Below are 23,795 nucleotides of genomic sequence, written 5' to 3' on the forward strand. Positions count from 1 at the left end.
GCGCCTGCAGGCCGCGTCTCTATCCCGCCGTTATTGAATGGGACGATCCCAGACAAAACTAACGCTGACTGCATCCCAGTTTTGTTCGGTTTTGATCACTTCTGCGGTAGCGGTGACGCCAGGGTCGACCGTGCCGGGAGTAAAGGCAACGGTGCGGGTATCGACCACCTCGTTATTGAAGGTGAATTCAAACCGAGCGCGAGCGGATAGCACGGATAGCGTGCTGGTATTGATGGCTTGCACCACCAGCTTGCTGCCGCCCGCTACGGCCTCTTCGCGAATCTCTCCCACAATGACCAATTCCGGCTGAGGGGCAGGACTGGCTGCGACAGGGGCGGGTGTTGCAATCGGTTCGGGGGCTGTAGGGGGAGCAACAGGGTCTGGGCCGGGATTCGCTGCCACGGGATTCGCAGACTCATTTGGATTGGTTGGAGGGGCAGTACTGGGTGCGGGATTAGCAGCAGTGGCTGGGGCGGTCGGTGGAGTCGAATTCCCCGTATAGAAGGCCACGGCTTTGGCCACTTCGTCTTGGAAGGTGAGGTAAATCTCGCGGGATTGATTGGCGACTCGGGCGAGGGCGAGGCGATCGCCTGCGGTCGTAGGAATTTCGACGAGCTGATTGTCGAGGGTGAGCAGGAGGGTTTCTACTTGCTGGTTGATCAGGCGATCGAGATAGGGAAAGAGCGGTAAGGTACAGTCGCTATCCAGACTGCCGATGGAGAGGGTGCTGCCGTCGCTGAGGGCGAGTGCTGCGAGACCGCAGGTTTGAGCGCCGCTGATTTCGAGGGGGACTTGCAGGCGACTGCGGGTACTGTTGGTGACAGTGACGGTATAGGTGTCTTGAGTGTGGTTCCAGCCTCGGACAATATCGACTGCAGAGCTGGTGGTTTCTTCGGTGAAATATTCGCCCGCGCGGCTGCTGAGAGCGGGGACGAACGCGAGGATGCCAGCGCATAAAGCGAGGGGAATGACGCGGGTGGCGAATCCCTCGTTCGATCGCCGTTCGATATTCTCCATGGCAGCATCCCCAGACTGACGGAACTGTTTCTAGCGTCTGGGTGAAAAGTCATCGAGTCCCAGACATTTAGTGTTTGACTTATGTTTTATCTTAGTCGGTGCGCTAGTCCCTGCGGCGATCGCGTCAAAGCGATTGCGCTCCACCGCCGCCCCTCGTCCAAGCTTGCCACTCCCCCAGGTCTCGACATGGCTCGTTCCGGCTACACACTGCCTGTATTTGCGGTTGCTGCTGCCAAAGCAGCGCTGAGCCATCTTTTAGCGTCTCCCCATCGGCCAGATGCCTCAGTTGAAGTCAATCTAATGCCCGAAGTGGTGGAGATTCCGATCGAGCAGGTGGCCGAGCTGGGGGAGGGCGCTGCACTGGCGATCGCCCGCAGCGATCCGGGAGACAACTTAGACCTGACGCGCAATACCCCCATCTGGGCCTACGTTCAGCTCGTAGATCGCCAACAGGATGCCCTGCAGCTCGAAGCCGGTGAAGGACTGGGAAGAACCGCTGCGGGAAAACCGGCAATTTATCGGTACGCGCGAGAATTGTTTCGGGCAAATGTGGAGCCGTCAGTACCTGAGGGAGTCACGGCGAGGGTGAGGATTGTCTTGCCCCAAGGACGCCAGTTGGCACAGCGGACCTCGAATGAGGCGTTTGGGGTGCTGGAAGGGTTAGCGCTATTGGGCACCAGCGGCATTTCGCAGCCCTTAGCAGCCAGCGAGAGTTTGGAGGGGTTTCGCGATCGCCTGCGGCAGGCAGCGCAGCAGCACGACCATTTGGTGTTTTGTTTGGGGAGTAACGGGCAGCGGGTGGCGACGCGGCTGGGCATTGAGGGCGATCGCATTGTCCAGACCGCCAATTGGATTGGAGCAATGCTGGTGGAAGCAGCGCTGTTGCAGGTGGAATCGGTGCTGTTGATTGGCTATCACGGCAAGTTGCTCAAATTGGCGGGCGGGATTTTTCACACCTCCAGTCATGTGGCCGACGCCAAGCTGGAGATACTGGCGGCGGCGGCGGTGCGGGTGGGGGTACCGATGGGGGAGATCGAGCAGATTTTGGCAGCGGCGACGGCGGAGGAAGCGCGATCGCATCTCGTGCGGGCGGGATGGTCCGAAACTGTGTTTGGCTCGCTAGCAGAACGCATTACTCAAAACGCACAAGCCTATGCCCGCAAATATGCCGATCGTACGCCCGCGATCGGTACCATCCTGTTCGATCGCCAAGGGCAGATCGTCAGTCGCGATCGGGCTGCAGACGAGGAGTTAAACTGCTGGCGGAAGAGTTAGAGGCTGTCACCCGTTCGCTGAATTTTGTGGAAGTGCAGTACGCTCTCGAAGGCGAATGCGGGGATGGATAGCAGACCAGCCGAAACGAAGCGGAGTCTCGCAACTGATACAATCGGTCCATAGCCAAACGGCGGCAGCGTACCCGCAAGGGAATGGGAAGAGACCCCAAAAATAGTCTGCTACTCTTTCACCTCATGGGAGAGATGGATGCAAGGAACAGCTAAGGATGTGGCTAGGCGGTTGATTGACCGATTGCCAGAGCAGGCAACGTTGGACGACATTATGTACGAGTTATATATCCGGCAGAAGATCGAGGCCGGACTAGAGGCTGCTGAGGAAGGTCGTACACTGTCTCACGAGCAGGTGAAGCAACGGTTATTGAATCGTGAGAATTGACTGGTCGGCAGTTGCGGTTGAGGACCTGCTCGATATTCGCGATTATCTTGCTCGGGATTCGCCGCTATATGCCCAGCAGTTTGTGGAGCAGGTGATGGTGGCAGTGGAGGGGTTGGTCGATTTACCTCTGATGGGTCGGCAAGTGCCAGAAGCGGATGATATAGAGGTGCGCGAGCTGATTTTTCAGGGATATCGCATGATGTATCTAGTTGAGCGATCGGCTGAAAGAGTTGCGATCGTTACGGTTGTTCACGGCAGCCGCGATCTCGAGCATCAGAGTGATGTGTCTTGAAGATTGATTGAATTAACCTCAAACCGATAGCAACTGCATTGCATTGGCAACCCAGGCCACAATCACCCTATTGGATCGATGCAAAGCCAGACTGCGGAAGCTCATCGCCAGCACAGTGGTAGATGTTCAACTCGATCGGGTCCCCGATATAGAAAGACTCGGGAACGTGAAGGTGATTCTGGCGATCGCCATGGCAATCTCTAACTTCTACATCTGTTCTGCCACCAGCGAGTCCACCTACCAGCATCAACTCTTTTCCCACACTCGCGAGTTGGACGAACAAAGTCGATGGAAAAGTCTCGAATAGCCGCCAGGTTAAACCATCATCAAGTAAACTTGCGCCAAAAAACTTTCTCCAAGGTAAAATTTAGCCTAAAATAAAATACATACGCTCTTCATGCAAATATAAAAGTGCAATCAAAATCAGGTGAATGGGCTAGCTCCCGATAAGCGATGTCGTGAAAAAACGCTATCGCCGAACGCCCTAAAACTGACTGGCCAGATTGCTTCGATCCACCCCTTCCAGGAATACCTACGGATTTCAATCCACAGCAATTAAGGGAGTTCGCGAATCTTTTTTCTGAATGTACAAATGTAGTCCAGTTTTACCTCTCCTCCTTCTTGAAAATGAAACTACATCTTCCCGTCGCTCTTGCAGTCCTCGCTATATTTGGGGTGACATTCGCGATCGCACCCATTCATACAACGCTGACTAGATGGCATCTTTTATCGAAGCTTGAGGGTATCGACCTTAGCGATCGCTACCTCAGTTATTTAGATCTCAGAGGAGGAGATTTCCGTGGGAATAACTTGCAAGACGCCGATCTATTCGGAGCAAACCTCAAAGGGGCTAATTTATCTGGCGCTAACCTTACTGGCGCCATGCTTGAATTCGCAGTGCTAAACGAAGCCGATCTCATTGGTGCAGACATACAGTCCGGCCAACTCGCTTCTGCCATCCTTATCTCGGTCAACCTCAGTGGAGCGAGGCTTAATGGTGCCACTCTCTCCAACGCAAAGCTCAACGCTGCCAATCTTACTGCTGCCGATCTCACTGATGCCAATCTCCGAAATGCCAATCTCAGTCATGCCAATCTCAGTCATGCCAATCTCAGCAATGTTGATTTCACCAGTGCTAATTTCACTGATGCCGATTTGAGGCTTGCTATACTTTCGAATGCCAATTTGAATGATGTAAACCTTAGTGGAGCCAGACTTGAGGGTGTCAATCTTGAAAATATTCAGTACAACGCTAATACGGATTGGCCAGAAGGTTTCGATCCACCTCCTTCCAGAGATAGCTACGACTTCAATCTACAGTAATTAAGGTAGTTTGCAAATAGTTTTCTGAATGTAAAAATGTAGTTCAAGTTTCCATTTCATCCTTTTCTAACATGAAACTATATCTTCCCATTACTCTTGCAGTCATCGCTATATTTGGGGTGACATTCTCGATCCCACACATTCATACAACGCTGACTAGATGGCATCGTTTATCGAAGCTTGAGGGGACCGACCTTAGCGATCGCTACCTCAGTTATTTAGATCTCAGAGGAGGAGATTTCCGTGGGAATAACTTGCAAGGCGTCGATCTATTCGGAGCAAACCTCAAAGGGGCTAATTTATCTGGTGCTAACCTTACTGACGCTCTTCTTCGACATGCAGTGCTAAACGAAGCCGATCTCATTGGTGCAGACATACAGTCCGGCCAACTCGCTTCTGCCATCTTTATCTCAGCTAACCTCAGTGGAGCGAGGCTTAATGGTGCCACTCTCTCCAACGCAAAGCTCAACGCTGCCAATCTTACTGCTGCCGATCTCACTGATGCCAATCTCAGTCATGCCAATCTCAGTCATGCCAATCTCAGTCATGCCAATCTCAGCAATGTTGATTTCACCAGTGCTAATTTCACTGATGCCGATTTGAGGCTTGCTATACTTTCGAATGCCAATTTGAATGATGTAAACCTTAGTGGAGCCAGACTTGAGGGTGTCAATCTTGAAAATATTCAGTACAACGCTAATACGGATTGGCCAGAAGGTTTCGATCCACCTCCTTCCAGAGATAGCTACGACTTCAATCTACAGTAATTAAGGTAGTTTGCAAATAGTTTTCTGAATGTAAAAATGTAGTTCAAGTTTCCATTTCATCCTTTTCTAACATGAAACTATATCTTCCCATTACTCTTGCAGTCATCGCTATATTTGGGGTGACATTCTCGATCCCACACATTCATACAACGCTGACTAGATGGCATCGTTTATCGAAGCTTGAGGGGACCGACCTTAGCGATCGCTACCTCAGTTATTTAGATCTCAGAGGAGGAGATTTCCGTGGGAATAACTTGCAAGGCGTCGATCTATTCGGAGCAAACCTCAAAGGGGCTAATTTATCTGGTGCTAACCTCACTGACGCTCTGCTTGGACTTGCAGTACTAAACGAAGCCGATCTCAGTGGTGCTGACATAAAGTCTGGCCAGCTTTTTTCTGCAATCTTTATCTCGGCTAACCTCAGTGGAGCTAGGCTAAACGGTGCCACTCTCTCCAACGCGAAGCTCAACGCTGCCAATCTTACTGCTGCCAATCTCAGTCATGCCAATCTCAGTCATGCCAATCTCAGTCATGCCAATCTCAGTCATGCCAATCTCAGTCATGCCAATCTCAGTCATGCCAATCTCAGCAATGTTGATTTCACCAGTGCTAATTTCACTGATGCCGATTTGAGGCTTGCTATACTTTCGAATGCCAATTTGAATGATGTAAACCTTAGTGGAGCCAGACTTGAGGGTGTCAATCTTGAAAATATTCAGTACAACGCTAATACGGACTGGCCAGAAGGTTTCGATCCACCTCCTTCCAGAGATAGCTACGATCGCGATCCATAAATGCCTGAGAACATGAGTAAGCCTTGCAACATCAACATCGATCGTGAGCGGACGTTGATGTTACAGCAGATATATTGATGAAAATTTTAGAAGCTAATAATCTAGCTTCTGTACTACCATTTTACTCAACTCCAACAATAAGTTGTCTTTTACTCTTGCTCACTTAAATTAATCTCCAAATCTAAACTGATTGCTAGCTAAATCCAAGCCAGATTGTGAATCTAAGCCATCAAAGAATGCAATAACAACTTCTCCCAGATCGAGTCCTACAGGAAATTCGAAACCCGGAAAGATACCGACTCCTGAAAAGGATCTCTGGTAGGTGAGTGCCAGATAAGGTCTCCCTCCATCAAGAATCGCCTCTGTCAACCTGAAGTCAGACTGACGACCTTGTGTCAAGACAACAGTATCTTCTCCTATCGTGAAGTCTGTAATCACAGCAACTTCTTGGCCATCGTAGAAACTTCCAGAGACTGAAGTCGTTGCACGAAGTATAAATTCATCTCGGTCGGCACCACCTGTAAGGATGTCTCGCCCTTGCCGAGATGATTCTGTAAAGTTAACACCCAAAGCTTCAAGCATGTCATTGCCGGCACCACCGTTGAGAATGTCGTTTCCACCGGGAAACAAAAAGTCATCGACAGTATCTGCCACCAGTCTGTCATTACCTCCTCCACCGAATAGCATATCCGAACCAGATCCTCCAAAAAGGTCATCTGTCTGGTCGCCGCCAAATAAGAGATCGTCACCTCTGCCTCCGAATGCAGTATTTAGACCGTTTCCTGCAAATATAGTGTCATTTCCTTGCTCTCCAAAAATTGAGTCATCGCCCAAACCACCGTATATCGAATCTTTACCATTACCACCGAACAAAGTGTCATTACCTATCGTATCTGAGGAAGAATCACTTAAGTCAAAAATTACAAAATCACCAAACAGTACATCGTCACCTCCTCCACCAACAACAATATCGTCACCTTCTTCTCCTGCAATTGTATTAATTGCTTGACGATCGCCGCCACCTCCTATATTGAAAAACATTATGGTATCAAGCTGCTCAATCAATACTACTCCAGAATTGGCTTCATCAAGAAAATCTGAAACTTGAGTAGTTCGATCGCTGGCACCAAACAAGCGATCGTCACCCATTCCTCCAGTAATATTATCGGCTCCTCTACTGCCAATAATTACATCGATGCCATCCCCACCGTCTAATTCATCATCGCCGTCTCTTCCACCCAAAAAATCATCATCATTTCCACCCTGAATCGTATCCGCTCCTCCATTAGTTCCAACTAGGGTGTCGTTACCACCAAACCCTCTCAAAAACGAAACCCCATCAAAACTTGCGACATTAATTCGATTACTACTTGCTCCACCGTTTAGATATAATTCTTCAAGTCCGCTCAGGCTATCTGTACCCAAGCCAAACAATATTGTTTCATTCAATCCTGCAGAGCTTGGATCGCTAGTAGCAAAGTTAACGACACTAAGAACTTCGAAGTTTACATCAGCTTTCTCAATTAGGCGATCTGTACCTGCTCCACCAATGAATTCGTCGTTGAGAGCACCTCCCGAAAGCGTGTCATCGCCACCACCTCCAATGAGGGTGTCTCGCCCTGCGTTCGAGATCAATAGATCTCCACCATTTCCGCCTGTAAGCCCTGAATTGCCAAGATTAAACTCAGTTACATCGATAATTGCGCCAACACTTCCTTCGACCTGAATATCGAGTCTTTCAATACTGGATAGAGTATCTTTCTCATCAATTTCAGTCAGAGCAATATCGCTAGGAATCTCCTGAAGGTCATCAACATCAACATCGGAGACATCACCAACTTGAAAAGTTGTATTGCTAACAACTACATCACCAGTGCCTATCCGTTTTACAGTATCGATATTCGAACCACCAATCAGCAAATCATCCTGCGAGCCACCAGAAAGAGTATCTTGTCCGCCTAGACCACTCAAAATTACCCCTGTCAGGCTAAAGTCAGATGCATCCAGCACATTTCCATTTCCTCCTCCAATAAGCTCGAAGCGCTCGATGCTATTATGGGTAATTAAGTTGTTGTTCCCGACTTGGATTTGAAAATTATCTAGGATTCGATCTTGGTTGATTTCATTCGTAAGTGTATCCTCTCCAGTCAAACCGAAGACTGTAGTGTTTCCTCTACCAGAAACGATAAAATCATCATCTTCAAGACCTCCAACTAAAGCAAGTTCTCGCGCAAACTCTCGAACATCAAAAGTAATACTATTATTATTGTTAAACCCTTGCAGTTCTATATTTTCAATACCAGAGAAACTAGTTGTCAGGACTTCGCCATTTAATGTCCGATCGAGGGTATCTCTGGTCAAAGTATAGCTTTCAAAATCTCCAACAATTGAGAGTGTATCTTCCCCTAATCCACCCTCAATACGGTCGGCGGCATCGAAGTCATCAATGATAAAATCATTGCCACTTCCAGCACTCAAGATGGCATCGCGATCGAATCCCACCAGAGTATCGTTTCCCGAGCCGCCAAACAGGGAATCTCTTCCGATACCCCCATCAAGCAGATCGTTATCACCTTGCCCTCGTATCAGCTCAATACCGTCCCCGCCCAGGATCGTATCGTTTCCTAAGCCCCCAAATCCTTCGGAAAATTCGTCGAGCAAAGCTACATCAGTAAAGATACTAAGGAGGATTTGGTCGTTACCACCTTCACCAAAGACTCGATCGTTACCCAACCCAGCATTAATGGTGTCGTTCCCTATTCCCCCAAATACCAAGTCATCACCTGATAAGGCCAATACCTCGTTCCTTTCGGCCTCAGGATCTAGCTCTAGAGATGAGTCGAGTTCTCCAACACGGATGACATCATTGCCGATACCCCCTTGTAGAAAGTCAAACCCCAATCCGCCAATAATCGTATTGCTATCACTACCTCCAAGAATGTTGTCATCACCAATACCTCCATTAAGGAAGTTGAGTCCACTAGGATCGAATATGAGGTCATTTCCGGTCCCGCCATCTATGCGATCGTCGCCAGCACCCCCATCAATAACGTCATTTCCTGCGGCAGCAAAGACAACGTCATTTCCTGCACCTGCAACAATAAAATCGAAGAGTAGTGTATCATCATCCAGGCCAAAAATAGTTTCACTATTACCCGAAAGAGCATCAATCTCTAAGGCTATAGCGAAACCTTCCGGTGAAGCCTCTTCAAAAAGTAGACCACTGGACACAAACCCTCTAACATCAATCAATTCAACTTCAGCTCCTATCGAAGTAAGTTGAAGAGTTAATATATTTTCGATGGTATTTACAGATTCATTGCCAAATGGATCGATAGCTCGTATCTCATTCTCACTAATGATAATGTCACCAACTAATGCCGTAGAAACTATACCGTTAATTAAGGTATTGTTTCCTGTAAAACCACTCAAGAATGTGATGACTGATGTAGAGCCGATTAAGGTGTCATCGCCGTTTTGGCTTGTGAGGATGATACGGCCCTCACCATCAGAGAAATTAGCTCCTGTGACCCCAGAAGCATCAATAGTATTATTGCTGTTAGCTGGACCATTAATTTGAAGACTTGTAAAAGGGAAAAAACCACCTACCAACGAGAAAGTCATACTATTAATAGGATCGCCTGAAACCTCATCAAAGATCCCGACATCTGTAACTCGTACTACTGTGACATCAAATATGGAACTAAAGTCGTCTTCACCTCTCAGATCTACAGAAAAGGTGTCGTTAGCTAATTGAGGCATCGGGCTTTTCCTTTAAGAGTGAACGTGAATGCTAGTGCAGGCGAGGTGGTAAATTCTATGAAGGTTGACAAACCCTATCCAGATTGAGATCTGAAGTTTTCAGGCATTGCACTCGGCCCCCTAAATTCCCCACCAGTGGGGGACTTCCGAGAGGCTATTGGCTTCGTTCTACAACTTTAATCATCACGATCTCCATTACATTCTCTGCCTCCCAACCCTCAACTGGAACTGTACTCAAGTCCCCCAGAATGGGGGATTTAGGGGGCTAATGCAGCGAGCCACAGCGCTAGTGAGAGGGTCTAATAGACACATTCTCAAAACTATGGGTCTCTGCTTAGACGGGGTTCACCTAGGAATATCAATTTCGATCGCTAGCTAAAGCCTCAGACCGATTCACGACAAACGGTTCGTGGAGGTGAGACCACCTATGCAACCTTAAGTTTTCAAATCTACGTTTTGTATTAAATCAATTCTAGATATTTTAAAGAACGTGTAAATGCACCGATAAATATCATGTTGTTATTATATTTAAGCGTTTTTACGTACTATCCAAATCTGAATTCCGAGCTTAAAATTGCATCGCTTCGAACCCCAAACTCCCTTCGAACCCCCTTACGGACGGTTGGGGCTGTAGGATTAAATCGGTCCAGCTCCGATCTTTGCTGCTGCAGTCTCAGAGTGGGTCTACCCGATACTGCGTGAAGGTTTGCATGAAGGTCACTCCCTGCCAGATTCCCGATGTGATTGCCATCGAGCCGCGCGTGTTTGGCGATCGCCGGGGGTTCTTTTACGAAAGTTTCAACCAACAGGTCTTTGCCGATCGCGTCTCGCCCGAGGTTCAGTTCGTACAGGACAACCATTCCCGCTCCAAACAATGGATTCTGCGGGGACTGCACTATCAAATTCAACAGGTGCAGGGCAAGTTGGTGCGCGCGGTGGCAGGGGAAATTTTTGATGTAGCCGTAGACATTCGCCGCAGCTCTCCCAGCTTCGGGCAGTGGGTAGGAGACCGCTTGAGTGCCGAAAACAAGCGTCAATTGTGGGTGCCGCCTGGGTTTGCCCACGGGTTTTTGGTGCTGTCCGAAGTGGCGGAGGTGCTCTATAAAACCACGGATTTTTACGCCCCTGCACAGGAACGCAGTATTCGCTGGGACGATCCCGAGCTGGCGATCGACTGGCCCCTCAATGCTGGGGTCGAGCCGGTGCTCTCCGAGAAAGACTTAGCAGCACCCGCCTTTCGCGATGCCGAGGTGTTTGAGTAATGCGCATTTTGCTGTTGGGCAGTAACGGTCAGGTGGGCCGAGAACTGCAACAGCCCTTGGCTGCTTTAGGGACTGTCACTTGCTGGGGGCGACAGCAACTGGATTTAACTCAGGTAGAGACGATTCGACCGGCCATCGAGCAGCTACGGCCAGATGCGATCGTCAATGCCGCAGCCTATACGGCGGTCGATCGGGCTGAAAGCGAGCTGGCTGTGGCCCAAACTGTGAATGGCGAAGCTCCGGGACAACTGGCGCTAGCCGCGGCGGCAGTGGGAGCGACACTGGTGCATCTATCTACCGACTACGTCTTTGCTGGCGATCGCGGCAGCCCCTATCTCGAAACCGACCCGACGGGGCCATTAGGAGCTTACGGACAGACGAAATGGGCGGGAGAGGAGGCGATACGCCAGCACTGCGATCGCCATTGCATCCTCCGCACTGCTTGGGTGTATGGGGCCAAAGGGCAGAGTAACTTTGTCAAAACCATGTTGCGGTTGGGTCAGAGTCGGGAGGAGTTGAGGGTCGTTGCAGACCAGGTGGGTAGTCCGACGTGGGCCAAAGATATTGCTGAGGCGATCGCCGCTTGCCTGCCTAAACTCGGTCCCGACACCTACGGCACCTACCACTACACCAACAGCGGCGTCGCCAGTTGGTACGATCTGGCAGTTGCGATCTTTGAGGAAGCGCGCGCGATCGACCATGGTCCCTTGCAAATCCGGCGGGTAGAACCGATCGCCACGGCCGATTATCCCACCCCTGCCCGCCGTCCGTCCTACTCAGTTTTGGCAACGGCCAAGATTGCCCGACTCTTGGGCCAAGCCCCCCCCCACTGGCGAGCTAGCTTGAGACAAATGTTACAAGAGTACCTGACATGAAAGCACTGATTCTCTCGGGCGGTAAAGGGACTCGATTGCGCCCCCTCACCCACACGGGGGCCAAGCAGCTAGTCCCCGTCGCCAACAAGCCCATCCTCTGGTATGGGATTGAAAGTATTGTGGCAGCAGGTATTACCGATATCGGCATTATTCTCAATCCCGAGACGGGGGACGAGATCCAAGCAAAGACGGGGGATGGCGATCGCTTCGGGGCTCGCATTACCTACATCATTCAAGACAGCCCCGATGGCTTGGCCCATGCCGTGAAGGTGGCCCAACCGTTTCTGGGTGAAGATCCCTTTGTCATGTATTTGGGGGACAACCTAATTCAAGATCGCTTGGACGAATTCCTCGATGTCTTTAAAGGGCAGCAATTGGATGGGGTCATTCTACTCAAGCAAGTACCCAACCCCACTGCGTTTGGGGTGGCGGAGGTGGATGCACGGGGGCGAGTGCTGCAACTGGTGGAAAAACCGCCAGTCCCCCCGTCCGATTTAGCCTTGGTGGGGGTCTACTTTTTCTCCCCTGCCATTCACGAGGCGATCGCCCAAATTCAACCCTCAACTCGCGGCGAGTTGGAGATTACCGACGCCATTCAGCAATTGATTCGCACGGATCGAGCGGTGGAAGCGCGGCAACTGCAAGGGTGGTGGCTGGATACCGGTAAGAAGGACGATTTGCTGGCCGCCAACCGCATTATCTTGGATACGCAGTTGGAAGCCGATATTGCGATCGCGGTGGAGGAGGGCAGTCAGGTGTTGGGCCGCGTCCGCATTGGCGAGGGCTCGGTGCTTCGCAACAGTACGGTGCGGGGGCCGGCGGCGATCGGTCGCAACTGCCACTTGGAAAACTGTTTTATCGGTCCCTATAGCAGTATTGGGGATGGGGTCACGCTCATCGATGCAGATATCGAGCACAGCGTGATTTTGGAACAGGCCAAGATTGAAGGGATCGACCAACGCATTGTGGATAGCCTCATTGGCGAGCGATCGCATTTAAAACTCGCCCCCAACCGCCCTAAAGCCCTAAGATTTGCCTTGGGGAAAGATTCCCAAGTCGAATTGGTGTGAGATCGTTGGTGGAAATCAGTCCCGACAACAACAAACGGACCGCTCGGCACATTTTGATCACCGGCGGGGCCGGGTTTATCGGGTCCAATTTTGTCCGCCATTGGTGCGATCGCTATCCCGGCGATCGCGTTGTGGTGCTCGACGCCCTCACCTACGCAGGCAATCGTGCCAATTTGGACGGGCTAGATATTCGCTTTGTGCAGGGAGATATTGGCGATCGCCCACTGGTCGATCGCCTCCTCGCCGAAGCAGACATCGATACTGTGGCCCATTTTGCCGCCGAATCTCATGTCGATCGCTCCATTTTGGGACCGGCGGCTTTCGTGCAGACCAACGTAGTCGGTACCTTCACACTCTTAGAAGCCTTCCGGCAGTGGTGGGAAGCAAAAGGCCGACCTGCAGGCGATCGGTTTTTGCACGTTTCCACTGACGAGGTGTACGGCAGCTTGGGACCAGACGATCCCGCCTTTCGCGAAACCACTGCCTACGCCCCCAACAGCCCCTATTCTGCCTCCAAAGCAGGTAGCGACCACCTGGTGCGAGCCTACTTCCACACCTACGGCCTACCGACTCTGATCACCCATTGCTCCAATAACTACGGCCCCTATCACTTCCCCGAGAAACTGATTCCCCTGTTTTGCATCAATATTCTGTTAGGTAAGCCGTTGCCGGTGTATGGCGACGGTCAAAATGTGCGGGATTGGCTCTACGTCAAGGATCACTGCAGCGCTCTCGACACTGCGATTCGTGCCGGGAAGCCAGGGGAGACTTATAACATTGGCGGTCACAACGAGGTCGCAAACATCGATTTGGTGACAACATTGTGCGATTTGATGGATCGGCTGGCTCCCGTCCTGCCCATTCGTCCGGCGAGAAACCTGATTCAGTACGTCAAGGATCGACCCGGCCACGATCGCCGTTATGCGATCGACGCCACTAAAATTCGGACAGAGTTGGGCTGGGAGCCATCGGTGACGTGGCAGGTGGGATTGGAGCAGACGGTGCAGTGGTATTTAGAGAATTCTGATTGGTGGCAGCCGCTGCTGTCTGAAGAATATCGGCGCTATTACCAAACTTGGTATGCCGAAAGGGCAACAGCGACTTAAATTGGGGCGGGACTGCACCTTGAGGGTGACTCCGCGTGGTGCGCTCCATTGACCCAGCCCGAATGAACTGCAACCTAAATGCATAAAAAAATATGTATTGCCACCGAAAAAACACTGGAAAAACACCACAAATGAACTACGATGTCAAAATAAACTCCTAGAAGTTACGCAAAATTCGCAGGCGTGCACATTTCGTGTTTAATTTTCTACAGTCTGACCGGTCTCTGCTCTCTATTGCTGCTACTGCTACCTGGCTGAGCGCTCACCTGACTGCCCCTGCGGCAATGGCGATCGAATTTAAGTTAGGGCACACTAGTCCTTTGCGAGTGGAGGAGGCCACTCGAATTGAGGTCGAATTTGTCGAGTCCCACGGCGCTTACCAGTCCAGTTTTGGGATTGTGGATCTGGAAACGGGCGAGGTGAAAATCTTACTCGCACCTGAAAGCACTGCAAGCCAGTCAGAGAGCGTGTTTGCACCGTCGACCTACATCAATGACTTCGGCACTTCGCTAGACTTTTTAGGCAGCCCAGGCGTGACGGTAGAACGCACTCTGGGAGAATTTATTCTAGAACCGGGCCGCGACTACACATTTGTCTTGGAGTCTATGTTTGCAGGCCGAGATGCCGGTTCGGTTTATCTTTTAGATGAACTAAACCCCAATGGCGAGCGACTTGCTGTTTTAGAGAATGAGGTCGAGCCTGCATCAGACAGTGGCAGCAGTGAGGAAGAAGAAGACTCCTGCGAGCCAGTGCTGATCTTTTGGGAAGACACCGGAGCGCTATTGGTGGCAGAACCCGATCAGGATCGCGACTTTGATGACTATATCGTCAAAGTTCAGGAAGACTGTCCCATTGTAGGGGTACTTCCGGCGGTACCTCTGGTCGCTGCTGCCGGCCCTAGTTTGGCTGGCCTAGGTGCTTTGGGGCTGCTGCCTCTCGGTATCCTTCCCTTTGCGATCGGCACAGATGACGATGATGAAACACCAGATCCGATGCCTACCCCGATGCCCACTCCGATGCCTACCCCGATGCCCACTCCGATGCCCACTCCGATGCCCACTCCGATGCCCACCCCAATCCCGTTCGAACACCATACAGGAATGGGAATCTTAGTCCTAGGTGCATTTGTTTGGATGAGACACGGGCGGCATCGCTACAGAGGTTAAGGCCACAAGTTTTCAGAGGTGTATCGACCTTTGCGGTAGAAGGGTGCCGAGAACCGTAGCAGTTCGCTAAAATCGAGCTAACTGTTTCTGGGAAATTCCAGAAGTCATCAGACATATCGTGTTCCATGCGCTCTTCCTAGCTCGACAGACCCGTTGGGAATTGGAAGGCGCCATTGCAGAAACAATGGGAGAAGGATTATTCACACCACCTAGCTTGAGGGGAGAACTCCAAATCGACTGTGAAATTCAGCGATCTTGGATTCTGTTTGAGGCTGAATCCCGAGGCTGAGTTCGAGATATTGCAGTCGGCATCGCGGAGATGTTTGCTACGAACATTCAATTCCATCAGCTTCTCGATAGTGTTGCTTTAATTCGCCTCACCGGTTCAAGGACATACGCGCAGTGTCAGACAAAACTGTAATATTCTGTTACATTAGGTAAATACTACTATTGCCTACCTTAAACCTGACATCTTGTTGCCCGCGCACGTTTCGCAAACGCGATATCTGGAGGAGTGGAATGTTTACTAGACTCGCCCAACAAAACCGTCATTTCGTTCGCGATTTGATTATGAGCTTGCAGGCATTAGCCATTGTTCTAGAACGGCGGGGGTATATGGCATCTTGCTACACCTGCGGGAATGATTCCGAAAGTGCCTCGTTTATGGTGAGCCTGCAAGACGGTCACCTGATCCGGTTCTTGGTATCTGAATGTGCCACTAGCTGGACGGAAATGCGCGACGATCGCGAATTGATGAAATTGGAAGGGGGCGAAGCGATCGAGCAACTGCAGGAGTTGGCCGATCTGGTCAAAGAGTCGACGATCGCCTCTGAAGCAACCGAGGTCGTAAGGGTTTAGCCGGTCCCCGACCCCGAGTCCGCTCGCGATAGACTGAAATCACATGTCGAGGATAGTCTATGCCTGAGTGGGCTTCACTGCAGGACGATCTCAATTTTCAACGGGCGAAACAGAGCCTGCGCCAGTTAGTGGTTTCGCTGGATTTAAGCGATCGCGAAAAAGCTGGACTAGAGCGAGATCTGGACGATCTGGAAGAGTTTTCGACCAAGTTAGAAAACAACATCTTACAGATTGCAGCGTTTGGGCGCGTGGGAACGGGTAAGTCTTCGTTGCTGAATGCTTTAGCAGGCCGATCGATCTTCCAAACAGGCCCCATCCACGGAGTAACTCAGCACCATCAGATCGTCGATTGGCAAGTTAGCCGGGAACCGGTGACAGGCGATCGCCCCATGCGTTCGACCTTCAGCAGTACAGCCATCGTCCGGGTCAGTCCCCCTCCAATTGGCGGGGTGCAACTGCAATTGATCGACACCCCCGGCATCGATGAAGTGGATGGGGAGGAGCGGGCTGAGTTAGCCCGCCAAGTCGCCCGCCAAGCAGAACTGATCCTGTTTGTGATTTCGGGCGACATGACGCGGGTGGAGTTTGAGGCGCTGGCACAATTGCGAGAAGCCAATAAGCCCATCTTGTTGGTGTTCAACAAGGTAGATCGATTCCCCGACGCCGATCGACAGACAGTCTACGACAAAATTCGCAACGATCGCGTCAAGCAATTGCTTTCCCCCGATGAAGTGGTTATGGCAGCTTCTGCACCGCGCATCGCTAAACCGGTCGTCAACCGAGATGGCACCCTCAGCGCCAAATTGGTGGACGGACCGCCACAGGTGGAGCAACTCAAGCTCAAGATTTTGAATATTTTGCATCGAGAAGGGCGATCGCTGATGGCCCTCAATACCTTGCTATTTGCCGACGAGATCAACGAACAGATCGTGCAGCGCAAACTCGAAATTCGCGGCGAATATGCCGATCGCTTAGTGTGGAATGCCGCTCGCATTAAGGCTGCCGCCGTCGCCCTCAATCCCGTCACCATTCTCGACACGATTGGCGGTGCCGTGGTGGATGTAGTGCTGATTCTCAAACTGTCGCAGCTCTACGGCATTCCCATGACCCGCGCGGGAGCCACGAAGCTGTTGCGCACTATTGCTTTGAGTATGGGCAGCATCGGTGCGGGGGAAATGTTGGCCACCCTCGGGTTGGGATCGCTCAAATCGTTATTTGGGGGGGCCGCTTCTGTGACCGGCGGCCTCTCGCTAGGAGCCTATGCCTCTGTTGCTGTGACTCAGGCGGGGGTCGCTGGTGTCTCCTCTTATGCCATCGGCAAAGCAGCCAAATACTATCTCGCGCGCGGCGCATCGTGGGGACCACAAGGCCCGAAATCTGCTATCTCCCAAATTTTAGACAGCATTGACGATGCCTCAATTGTGGCCCGCATTAAATCCGACCTGAAGGGACGATTGGAGCTGGATGCTCAGGCGGATTGACAGGCTGCTTCCTGTTGGATTTGCCAAGCTCGTCTTAAAAATTGGTGCAAGCGCTGTTTTGCTTCCTCTAAAGAGCGATCGCTGGCACGATCCCAGTACTGCAATACATCTTCGGCATAAGCCGGTTGGAAGTGAATGGCTGGCCACAGCAAGTCAGAGGTGTGTGGCAATGAGATGGCCTCGAAGGAATCTGGCGATCGCGTCACGAGCAATTGCGGGCGTACCCACACCATCGCTACTGGACTCGACAGCGTGGCTTCCTGCACTAGCTCCACCAGCAGAATTTGTTCCCCGGCGTTCAGACTCAAGACTGGCCTAGGTTGCAGGTGAGTTGGAACGGTTCGCCCGATCGGGGGGTTGGATTGGGGGCGCTCTCGATCTCGCTCGGGCGTCGGACAGCGGCTGGGTAGCAGGGGCAGCATGGCAAGAACGCACTGAATGAACGGGTCTATGGCGCATTCTAAGTGATTTTATCGCCTGTTAAATGCGTAAATCCACTGTCAGTATGCTGTTTGGGGAACTCTACAACAGCCGAGGGGATCGACTGGGAGGAGGTAGGTTCGGGTTTGAAGTGAAATGTTGTGGAGTTTGGACTGGAGGCTAAATGATATAGGCGTAGTTGAGTGCCCACCAAATTAGAGTCCCGACGACTCCCAGCACAATGCTGGTCGAGATGGCGATGGCGATCGGACTGTCAGCACCCTGGAATTTCACGATGCCTCGGTTAAAATTAGCCACGGCTTCATATCTCTAAAACGACACCGCTGATAGTCTATCTCATTCAACTGTGGCTGGAGGTGCGTGGATTTGGTGGCGTCGAGCTGGCGATTGAGAGAGTGAGGTCTCCGTCCGCTGGGCTGTATTGAGGGGGGAAACTCCTGTGATATGCTAGCGATCCGTTGGACGCATAGCTCAGTTGGTTAGAGCACCACGTTGACATCGTGGGGGTCACTGGTTCGAGTCCAGTTGTGTCCATTCTTTCAAAACCCATGCCACATAAGGGGTCTAGCCTTGGCGCAACAACTGCGACTGCACGTCTATCGAGGGATTGGCTATTTACACGGCGATCGCAACTTTACAAATCACCGAAAACTTCATCGAGCTCGCGCTCAATACTGCCGAATCTGACGCCAGTCATGCAGTCCCCTCAAATCCTTGACGACAGACATCGCCGTGATTACTCTGTAATGACAATGCTGGGCTAAAACTATAATACTGGGCTAAAATCATGCCAGACTCACAACTCCCAACTACCAAAGTGCGTAAATCAGGCAACTCCGCCTCAGTGACGCTCTCCAAGGAAATCCTCTAACAATCCGGCATTCAGCTTAAGGCTAATTCTTGCCTTAACAGTTTTTAGCAATCGCCGATTTTCTGCATGACTTTGCCACTTGCCGCTTTGACTGTCCCCTCTTCTGACCTTGAGTCCTGTGGCGATCGCCTCGATTGCGACGTGCTGATTGTGGGGGGCGGCATGGTGGGGGCGACGCTGGCGGCGGCGTTGGGGCAGACGGAGTTGACGGTCAAAGTGATTGAGGCTCGTGCGCTCGACCTGCAGCGATCGGGGTCGGTAGAGTTGGGTGCCGACGGACGGGCCAGTGCGCTGGCGTTAGGCACCGTTCGGATGTTTCAGGCGATGGGCATCTGGTCGCAGATGAGTCAGTTGGGGGTCTCGCCCATTCATCGCATTCAGGTCTCGGACGGTCAGTTTTCACAGGTGGCAACGCTCCATCGCGACGAGATTCAGGCAGAGGCGTTGGGGTATGTGGTGCCCAACTGGGTGACGCAGATGGGGGTGTTGGACTCTCTCGATCGCTGCGACAACGTGCAACTGCTCTCATCCACCCGCGTGCAACAGGTGGTGCATCAGCAGGATGCGGTAGCAGTGGCGATCGCCCCTGCAGGAGAAGAGGTGCGCTGGCTGCGATCGCGATTGTTGGTGGCGGCGGATGGAGCGAGATCGCGTCTGCGGCAGAATGCTAATATTCCCGTTTCGAGCTGGGGCTACGGTCAAGCTTGTATTGTGGCTACTGTGACTACCGCTCGCCCGCACAGCCAAACTGCGTTCGAACGCTTTCAACCCAGCGGGCCATTTGCCATTTTGCCCGTGCGCGAGGCTGCCGGCAAAGTAAAGTCTTGCCGCAGTTGCGTTGTGTGGACGATTCGGGAGACGGAGCGCGATCGCCTCATGGCTCTCGGCGATGCCGATTTCATCGCAGCACTGTCCCCCTCGTTTGGACCGCAGTTGGGGGCGATCGAGTCGGTCGGCCCTCGTGCCTGTTACACCCCACAGCGATCGCACAGTCGCACCTATGTGAAACCCCGGTTTGCTTTGGTGGGCGATGCCGCCCATTCCACTCACCCCGTTGGCGGGCAAGGGGTGAATTTAGGGATGCGGGATGTGGCAGCCCTAGCACAGGTGTTGGTGGAGGCGAGGGCGGCTGGAGAGGATATTGGCGATCTGGCGGTATTGCAGCGCTACGAGCACTGGCGGCGGTTCGATAATGGAGCCGTTTTATTCGCCACCGATGCAGCCAATCGGCTCTTTTCCAATCAACTTTGGCCCCTGCAGTGGCTGCGGAGATTGGGGTTACTGGCACTGCCTCTGTTACCGCCCCTCAAACGCTGGCTGATGCGACAGGCGATGGGGTTGGGGGGGCGACGGGCTCACTTGATTGACGGTCGGCCTTTGGGGCGATCGCTAGAGCCGGTTCGCGAGGGTGTGGTGTCTTAAGGCTGGGTCGAGGGTGGCTGGGTATCCTCTCTCACCAGCAATCAGGTGTTAATCAGCAAACGGATGACCCAATCCGCCAAATCCCATAGACCGCTAAACAATCCGGTGAAAAAGAGTATAAAGAGGGCTGCAAAGGCAAAGGGTGTCCCTTCAATCGATCGCAGTTCGGGAAAGAACTTACTGAAGACGTGATAGCCATCTAAGGGGGGGATCGGCAGCAGGTTGAACAGGCACAGAACGATGTTGACCTGTGCAGCAAAGGCGAGGAAGTTCAGTGTGGGCACCAATGCGTTGGGGTAGCCGAAGGCGAGAGCCAGATTGACGATGAAGGCACAGACTAAGGCGATCGCCAGGTTGGTGGCAGGCCCTGCAGCAGATACGATGACATCGCCGTAAGCCGAGCGGAATTTTGAGGGGTTGACTGGCATTGCGCCCCAAGCAATCCCCGCCACGAGCAAAAACACCAGCGACTGCACCCCCATGTGAACGACCGGGTTCCAGGTCATATGTCCCATGCGGATAGGGGTGTCGTCTCCTTCATAGATCGCAGCCAAGCCATGCCCCAACTCGTGCAGGCAAATCGATACTACGATGATGATTGCCCACTGAAAAAAATGGGTGGGATTCTCAACCAACGTCAACAAAAAGGGTTCGCCACGCATGGGTTTCGATCTCGCTTCAGAACAATTGAGCTGTAGATTGAACGCCAGTTCCAGACGTTGACTCTCGTTCTGAGCAGAGGATACACACTGTCTCGCGTTTGCCTAAGCGACCTTCTGCGTACTTTTACGGATTTTTCGGGTTAACAGGAAATCTAAGTTGAGAGATGCTCCGATCTTGCCGGTGGAAATCCCGATTTCAAATCCCGGACTTAAAACACTTGCCGGCGGAAAAACGGGGCCACAATCTCGCCCACCGCCTCGGGCTCGTCCAGTTGGGGATAGTGTCCGGCCCCTGCAATCCGTTTGAATTCAGCCTTGGGCAGCGATCGCGCCGCTCGTTCTGCCAGCTCGACCGGGAGCCACGCATCCTTCTCCCCCCACAGCACCAAGCTGGGCTGCCGCCAATTGGCCAGAACGGCTTCAGTCTCCCTCATGCTGTCGCGCAATTGCAGGTTGCGTACGGTGGCTAAAAGCGATCGCCCCGCTTTCGAGCTTCTCAAATAGGGATTGCGATAAACTTCAAGATCGCTTTCGCTGACGATTTTGCCGCCGCCCCCCTCCAGGGTGCGATCGACACAGAGGGGATCTTGCGTCAGCATTTCCCCGATCAGGGGCAGGCCCAGTTGCTGCAGCTTCCAGGGTAGTTTGGCGGCGGTGAAGAAGGGGGCATTGAGAATAACGAGGCGATCGATGCGATCGCGATTCTGCGCCAGATACTGCAGTCCGATCGAACCGACAAAACCTTGGACCACTAACGAAAATTGCTTCAAGCCGAGACCGTCGACAAAACCGGAGAAGGCTTTAATAAAGGCTTGAGAGGTATAGGCAAACTCACTCGCATCTGGCTGGTCTGACAGACCGAAGCCCAGCCAGTCAGGCGCGATCGCGCGATGTCCCTGTGCGGCCAGCAGGGGTAAGAGTGGTTGCCAGCCGAAGCTCTGACAGAGGATGCCGTGCAACAGAACAATGGGCAAGCGATCTTCTGCTCCCTTGGGCTGGGCTTCCCGATAACACCAATTGAGTTGTTCGACGGTCAATCGGCGCTTTTGCACAGTCACGGTTCCCGCTCTCTCTGAGGTTTGGGGAGAGCTTAACGTGTTTGTTGGGGAGGCGGCAAACCGAGCTGGCGATTTAGGGATTGGCTTGCGAATTTAACTGGACTCGGCCATTTTGAATCACATGCAGTGTCTGCGATAACCGCTCTTCCAACTCCTGCAACATGCGATCGGCATAGCGATCCATTTCCGATCGCATTTGGTCGGCCTCGCCCATGGCATGGCGCAACAGCTCTTCCCGCTCGTGTTGAGCATAGCTGCGAATCTCTGACGCCTGCTTCTCTGCCTGCTGCACGATACCGGTGTGATTCAACATCTGCTCTCGCTTGAACTGAGCCGCCGCAATAATTTCATCGGCATAACGGTGGGCCTGAGCCACAATTTCGTTTTGACGCTTGACGATCTCCTCCGCCTCGGCGATCGCCTGAGGCAAATTCACGCGAATATCGTCCAACCGTTCGAGCATCACCTCCTCATCCAGCAACGTCTGTCGGGTGAGAGGGATGTGGAGGCCAGAAAGGATGGTCTCTTCCAGTTGGTCGATCGCCTTACGCAAATTCATATTGGTTGGGATTCACAGGCTCCATAATGTGAGCGCGCAAGTAAAATTTACATTGAGTAGAATTTACATTAAAGCAAGTGCCTCAACTGACTTTATCAAAAGTTTATTTTACTCGGCGGCGTTCCCCAAGGCACCTGCGGCAGTGCGCAGTTCTGCCGCAGTGCTGTGGCAAGTAAGGATTCACGGGGTGGCGACACGGGGTAGGAATCGCCGCCCACTCAACACCGTCAGATCGGTCTCTGCAAGCGTTCCGCTGACAATCCAGTCCGCCAGCAATTGCCCGAACAGGGGGCCAAATTTAAAGCCGTGGCCGCTGCCCCCGCAGCAGGCGTAGAAGCCTTCTGGCCCTAGGCGATCGACAATCGGCATCCAGTCGGGGGTTACGTCGTAAAGGCCGCACCAGCCTCCCCAAGTCACCGATCGCGCACCGCAGGGATAGCGATGTTTCCAAGCGTCCGCTAATCTCTTGACTGACTCCCCCGGCACCGTTTCGTCAAAGTCATCGGGTCCAACAGGATCTTCGGTCTGGCGGCGATCGAACCGGCCTACATAGGTGGCCTGTCCCTCCGAGCGAAACGAGATCCCCCCGATGAAATCATTGACAATGGGATGGGGACTGCCAAAGTCCGGCGATCGCTGCAAAACTGCCATCACCTGCCGACAGGAAACCAGTGGCAAGGCGGTACCCGCGCTAGAGGCGATCGCTGCCGCCCAAGGCCCCGCTGCATCCACCACCACCGCAGCTGAAATCGCTCCGGCCTCCGTCACAACGCCCCGTACCGCACTGTCTCCCACTGACACCTCGATCGCCGCCACCCCCTCGCAGATCTGGACTCCTGCTGCAATTGCCGCCTGTTGGAGGGTGTGCAGGGTTTGTTGGGGATTGGCATATCCGGCGGTGGGTTGATAGCTGGCGATCGCCACATCCTCCCGTTCGAGACGGGGGTCCAGTTCGGGCAGGCGCTCGGCTGGCACCCGTTCGACCGCGATCGATTGGGCCTGCTGCATTGCCACAGCCTGCTGCAATTCTGCTGCTTTTGTCGCTCCCACCAACACCAACAACCCCGCTTCCACCCAACCGCACCCGCCATCGTAATGTGCTTCGAAGTTGCGGAAAATCTCGAGGCTCGTGCGGGCTAATCTCGCGAGGGCGGGGCGGGTGTAGTGCTGGGAGATAACCGCTAGCGATCGCCCCGTCGGACCGCCACCGATAAAGTTTTTTTCCAACAAGACAACCTTGCAACCTCGTCGAGCCAAATGCAGAGCAATGCAGAGGCCGTTGATGCCACCCCCGATCGCGACAATATCGGCAGTAGTGGGAATCGTTTCAGGCATCGT

General features: G+C 52.6%; 23 protein-coding genes and 1 tRNA gene. 16 read left to right on the top strand and 8 right to left on the bottom strand.

Going from position 1 to position 23,795, the window contains the following annotated elements:
- Positions 1–30 precede the first annotated feature (30 nt).
- Positions 31–1,017, bottom strand: coding sequence for a hypothetical protein (locus SYN7336_RS27635; protein ID WP_051039726.1), 987 nt, complete (start codon positions 1,015–1,017; stop codon positions 31–33).
- 186 nt (positions 1,018–1,203) lie between these two features.
- On the opposite strand from SYN7336_RS27635, the gene cbiD reads away from it, so the two are divergent.
- The 7 genes from cbiD to SYN7336_RS24210 all read left to right on the top strand — a co-directional run bounded on the left by cbiD (position 1,204) and on the right by SYN7336_RS24210 (position 5,864).
- Positions 1,204–2,292, top strand: a complete 1,089-nt coding sequence (cbiD, locus tag SYN7336_RS03135; RefSeq protein ID WP_026100652.1) for a cobalt-precorrin-5B (C(1))-methyltransferase CbiD — start codon at positions 1,204–1,206, stop codon at positions 2,290–2,292.
- Between the two features lie 207 nt (positions 2,293–2,499).
- A complete protein-coding gene (locus SYN7336_RS03140) occupies positions 2,500–2,688 on the top strand; it encodes a hypothetical protein (protein ID WP_017324467.1) in 189 nt (62 codons plus the stop codon).
- Entirely contained in the window at positions 2,678–2,980 is a 303-nt protein-coding gene (locus SYN7336_RS03145) for a type II toxin-antitoxin system RelE/ParE family toxin (protein WP_017324468.1), read from the top strand. Before SYN7336_RS03140 ends, SYN7336_RS03145 begins: the two co-directional genes overlap by 11 nt.
- Positions 2,981–3,095: 115 nt before the next feature.
- Positions 3,096–3,287, top strand: a complete 192-nt coding sequence (locus SYN7336_RS03150) for a hypothetical protein (RefSeq protein ID WP_156820005.1) — start codon at positions 3,096–3,098, stop codon at positions 3,285–3,287.
- 368 nt (positions 3,288–3,655) lie between these two features.
- A complete protein-coding gene (locus SYN7336_RS27640; RefSeq protein ID WP_227498592.1) occupies positions 3,656–4,303 on the top strand; it encodes a pentapeptide repeat-containing protein in 648 nt (215 codons plus the stop codon).
- A gap of 71 nt (positions 4,304–4,374) precedes the next feature.
- Positions 4,375–5,070, top strand: a complete 696-nt coding sequence (locus SYN7336_RS27645; protein ID WP_017324471.1) for a pentapeptide repeat-containing protein — start codon at positions 4,375–4,377, stop codon at positions 5,068–5,070.
- Between the two features lie 71 nt (positions 5,071–5,141).
- Complete coding sequence (locus tag SYN7336_RS24210) at positions 5,142–5,864, top strand: pentapeptide repeat-containing protein (protein WP_017324472.1); 723 nt, start codon at positions 5,142–5,144, stop codon at positions 5,862–5,864.
- A 168-nt stretch (positions 5,865–6,032) separates the two neighbouring features.
- On the opposite strand, the gene SYN7336_RS03170 is transcribed toward SYN7336_RS24210, so the two are convergent.
- The gene (locus SYN7336_RS03170) at positions 6,033–9,626 is read right to left on the bottom strand and encodes a calcium-binding protein (RefSeq protein ID WP_038025699.1); all 3,594 of its coding nucleotides are present in this window, start codon (positions 9,624–9,626) and stop codon (positions 6,033–6,035) included.
- 710 nt (positions 9,627–10,336) lie between these two features.
- On the opposite strand from SYN7336_RS03170, the gene rfbC reads away from it, so the two are divergent.
- The 7 genes from rfbC (at position 10,337) to SYN7336_RS24220 (ending at position 17,444) form a co-directional block, all read left to right on the top strand.
- Complete coding sequence (rfbC, locus tag SYN7336_RS03175) at positions 10,337–10,888, top strand: dTDP-4-dehydrorhamnose 3,5-epimerase (RefSeq protein WP_017324474.1); 552 nt, start codon at positions 10,337–10,339, stop codon at positions 10,886–10,888.
- Positions 10,888–11,763: a dTDP-4-dehydrorhamnose reductase gene (rfbD, locus tag SYN7336_RS03180; RefSeq protein ID WP_017324475.1), complete on the top strand. Its 876-nt coding sequence runs from the start codon at positions 10,888–10,890 to the stop codon at positions 11,761–11,763. The genes rfbC and rfbD overlap by 1 nt, the downstream gene beginning before the upstream one ends.
- Entirely contained in the window at positions 11,760–12,833 is a 1,074-nt protein-coding gene (locus SYN7336_RS03185) for a glucose-1-phosphate thymidylyltransferase (RefSeq protein ID WP_017324476.1), read from the top strand. The genes rfbD and SYN7336_RS03185 overlap by 4 nt, the downstream gene beginning before the upstream one ends.
- 8 nt (positions 12,834–12,841) lie before the next feature.
- The gene (gene rfbB / locus SYN7336_RS03190) at positions 12,842–13,939 is read left to right on the top strand and encodes a dTDP-glucose 4,6-dehydratase (RefSeq protein WP_017324477.1); all 1,098 of its coding nucleotides are present in this window, start codon (positions 12,842–12,844) and stop codon (positions 13,937–13,939) included.
- Between the two features lie 194 nt (positions 13,940–14,133).
- The gene (locus SYN7336_RS31860; protein WP_017324478.1) at positions 14,134–15,105 is read left to right on the top strand and encodes a hypothetical protein; all 972 of its coding nucleotides are present in this window, start codon (positions 14,134–14,136) and stop codon (positions 15,103–15,105) included.
- A gap of 519 nt (positions 15,106–15,624) precedes the next feature.
- Positions 15,625–15,963: a DUF1815 family protein gene (locus tag SYN7336_RS03200; RefSeq protein WP_017324479.1), complete on the top strand. Its 339-nt coding sequence runs from the start codon at positions 15,625–15,627 to the stop codon at positions 15,961–15,963.
- A 59-nt stretch (positions 15,964–16,022) separates the two neighbouring features.
- Positions 16,023–17,444 (top strand): GTP-binding protein, encoded by a 1,422-nt coding sequence (locus tag SYN7336_RS24220; protein ID WP_017324480.1) that lies wholly within the window; start codon positions 16,023–16,025, stop codon positions 17,442–17,444.
- Here SYN7336_RS24220 and SYN7336_RS03210 read toward each other — a convergent pair.
- Positions 17,432–17,866 carry a hypothetical protein gene (locus SYN7336_RS03210; RefSeq protein WP_017324481.1) on the bottom strand — a complete coding sequence of 145 codons (435 nt, stop codon included), beginning with the start codon at positions 17,864–17,866 and terminating at the stop codon, positions 17,432–17,434. The two genes, SYN7336_RS24220 and SYN7336_RS03210, sit on opposite strands and share 13 nt — an antisense overlap.
- Positions 17,867–18,044: 178 nt before the next feature.
- On the bottom strand, positions 18,045–18,182 hold the full coding sequence (locus SYN7336_RS31640) for a hypothetical protein (RefSeq protein ID WP_017324482.1): 138 nt from the start codon (positions 18,180–18,182) through the stop codon (positions 18,045–18,047).
- 163 nt (positions 18,183–18,345) lie between these two features.
- On the opposite strand from SYN7336_RS31640, the gene SYN7336_RS03220 reads away from it, so the two are divergent.
- Both SYN7336_RS03220 and SYN7336_RS03225 read left to right on the top strand, forming a co-directional pair.
- A tRNA-Val gene (locus SYN7336_RS03220) sits at positions 18,346–18,419 on the top strand.
- Between the two features lie 403 nt (positions 18,420–18,822).
- Positions 18,823–20,178 carry a UbiH/UbiF/VisC/COQ6 family ubiquinone biosynthesis hydroxylase gene (locus SYN7336_RS03225; protein WP_017324483.1) on the top strand — a complete coding sequence of 452 codons (1,356 nt, stop codon included), beginning with the start codon at positions 18,823–18,825 and terminating at the stop codon, positions 20,176–20,178.
- Positions 20,179–20,219: 41 nt separating this feature from the next.
- Here the strand turns inward: SYN7336_RS03225 and SYN7336_RS03230 are convergent, their stop codons facing one another.
- The 4 genes from SYN7336_RS03230 to SYN7336_RS03245 form a co-directional block, all read right to left on the bottom strand.
- Positions 20,220–20,840 carry a site-2 protease family protein gene (locus SYN7336_RS03230; RefSeq protein WP_017324484.1) on the bottom strand — a complete coding sequence of 207 codons (621 nt, stop codon included), beginning with the start codon at positions 20,838–20,840 and terminating at the stop codon, positions 20,220–20,222.
- Between the two features lie 209 nt (positions 20,841–21,049).
- Positions 21,050–21,898, bottom strand: a complete 849-nt coding sequence (locus tag SYN7336_RS03235; RefSeq protein WP_017324485.1) for an alpha/beta fold hydrolase — start codon at positions 21,896–21,898, stop codon at positions 21,050–21,052.
- 73 nt (positions 21,899–21,971) lie between these two features.
- Complete coding sequence (locus SYN7336_RS03240; RefSeq protein ID WP_017324486.1) at positions 21,972–22,457, bottom strand: hypothetical protein; 486 nt, start codon at positions 22,455–22,457, stop codon at positions 21,972–21,974.
- Positions 22,458–22,637: 180 nt separating this feature from the next.
- Positions 22,638–23,792: an FAD-binding oxidoreductase gene (locus SYN7336_RS03245; RefSeq protein ID WP_017324487.1), complete on the bottom strand. Its 1,155-nt coding sequence runs from the start codon at positions 23,790–23,792 to the stop codon at positions 22,638–22,640.
- Between the last annotated feature and the right edge of the window lie 3 nt (positions 23,793–23,795).

Source organism: Synechococcus sp. PCC 7336, assembly GCF_000332275.1.
Taxonomy (GTDB): Bacteria; Cyanobacteriota; Cyanobacteriia; order Thermostichales; family PCC-7336; genus PCC-7336.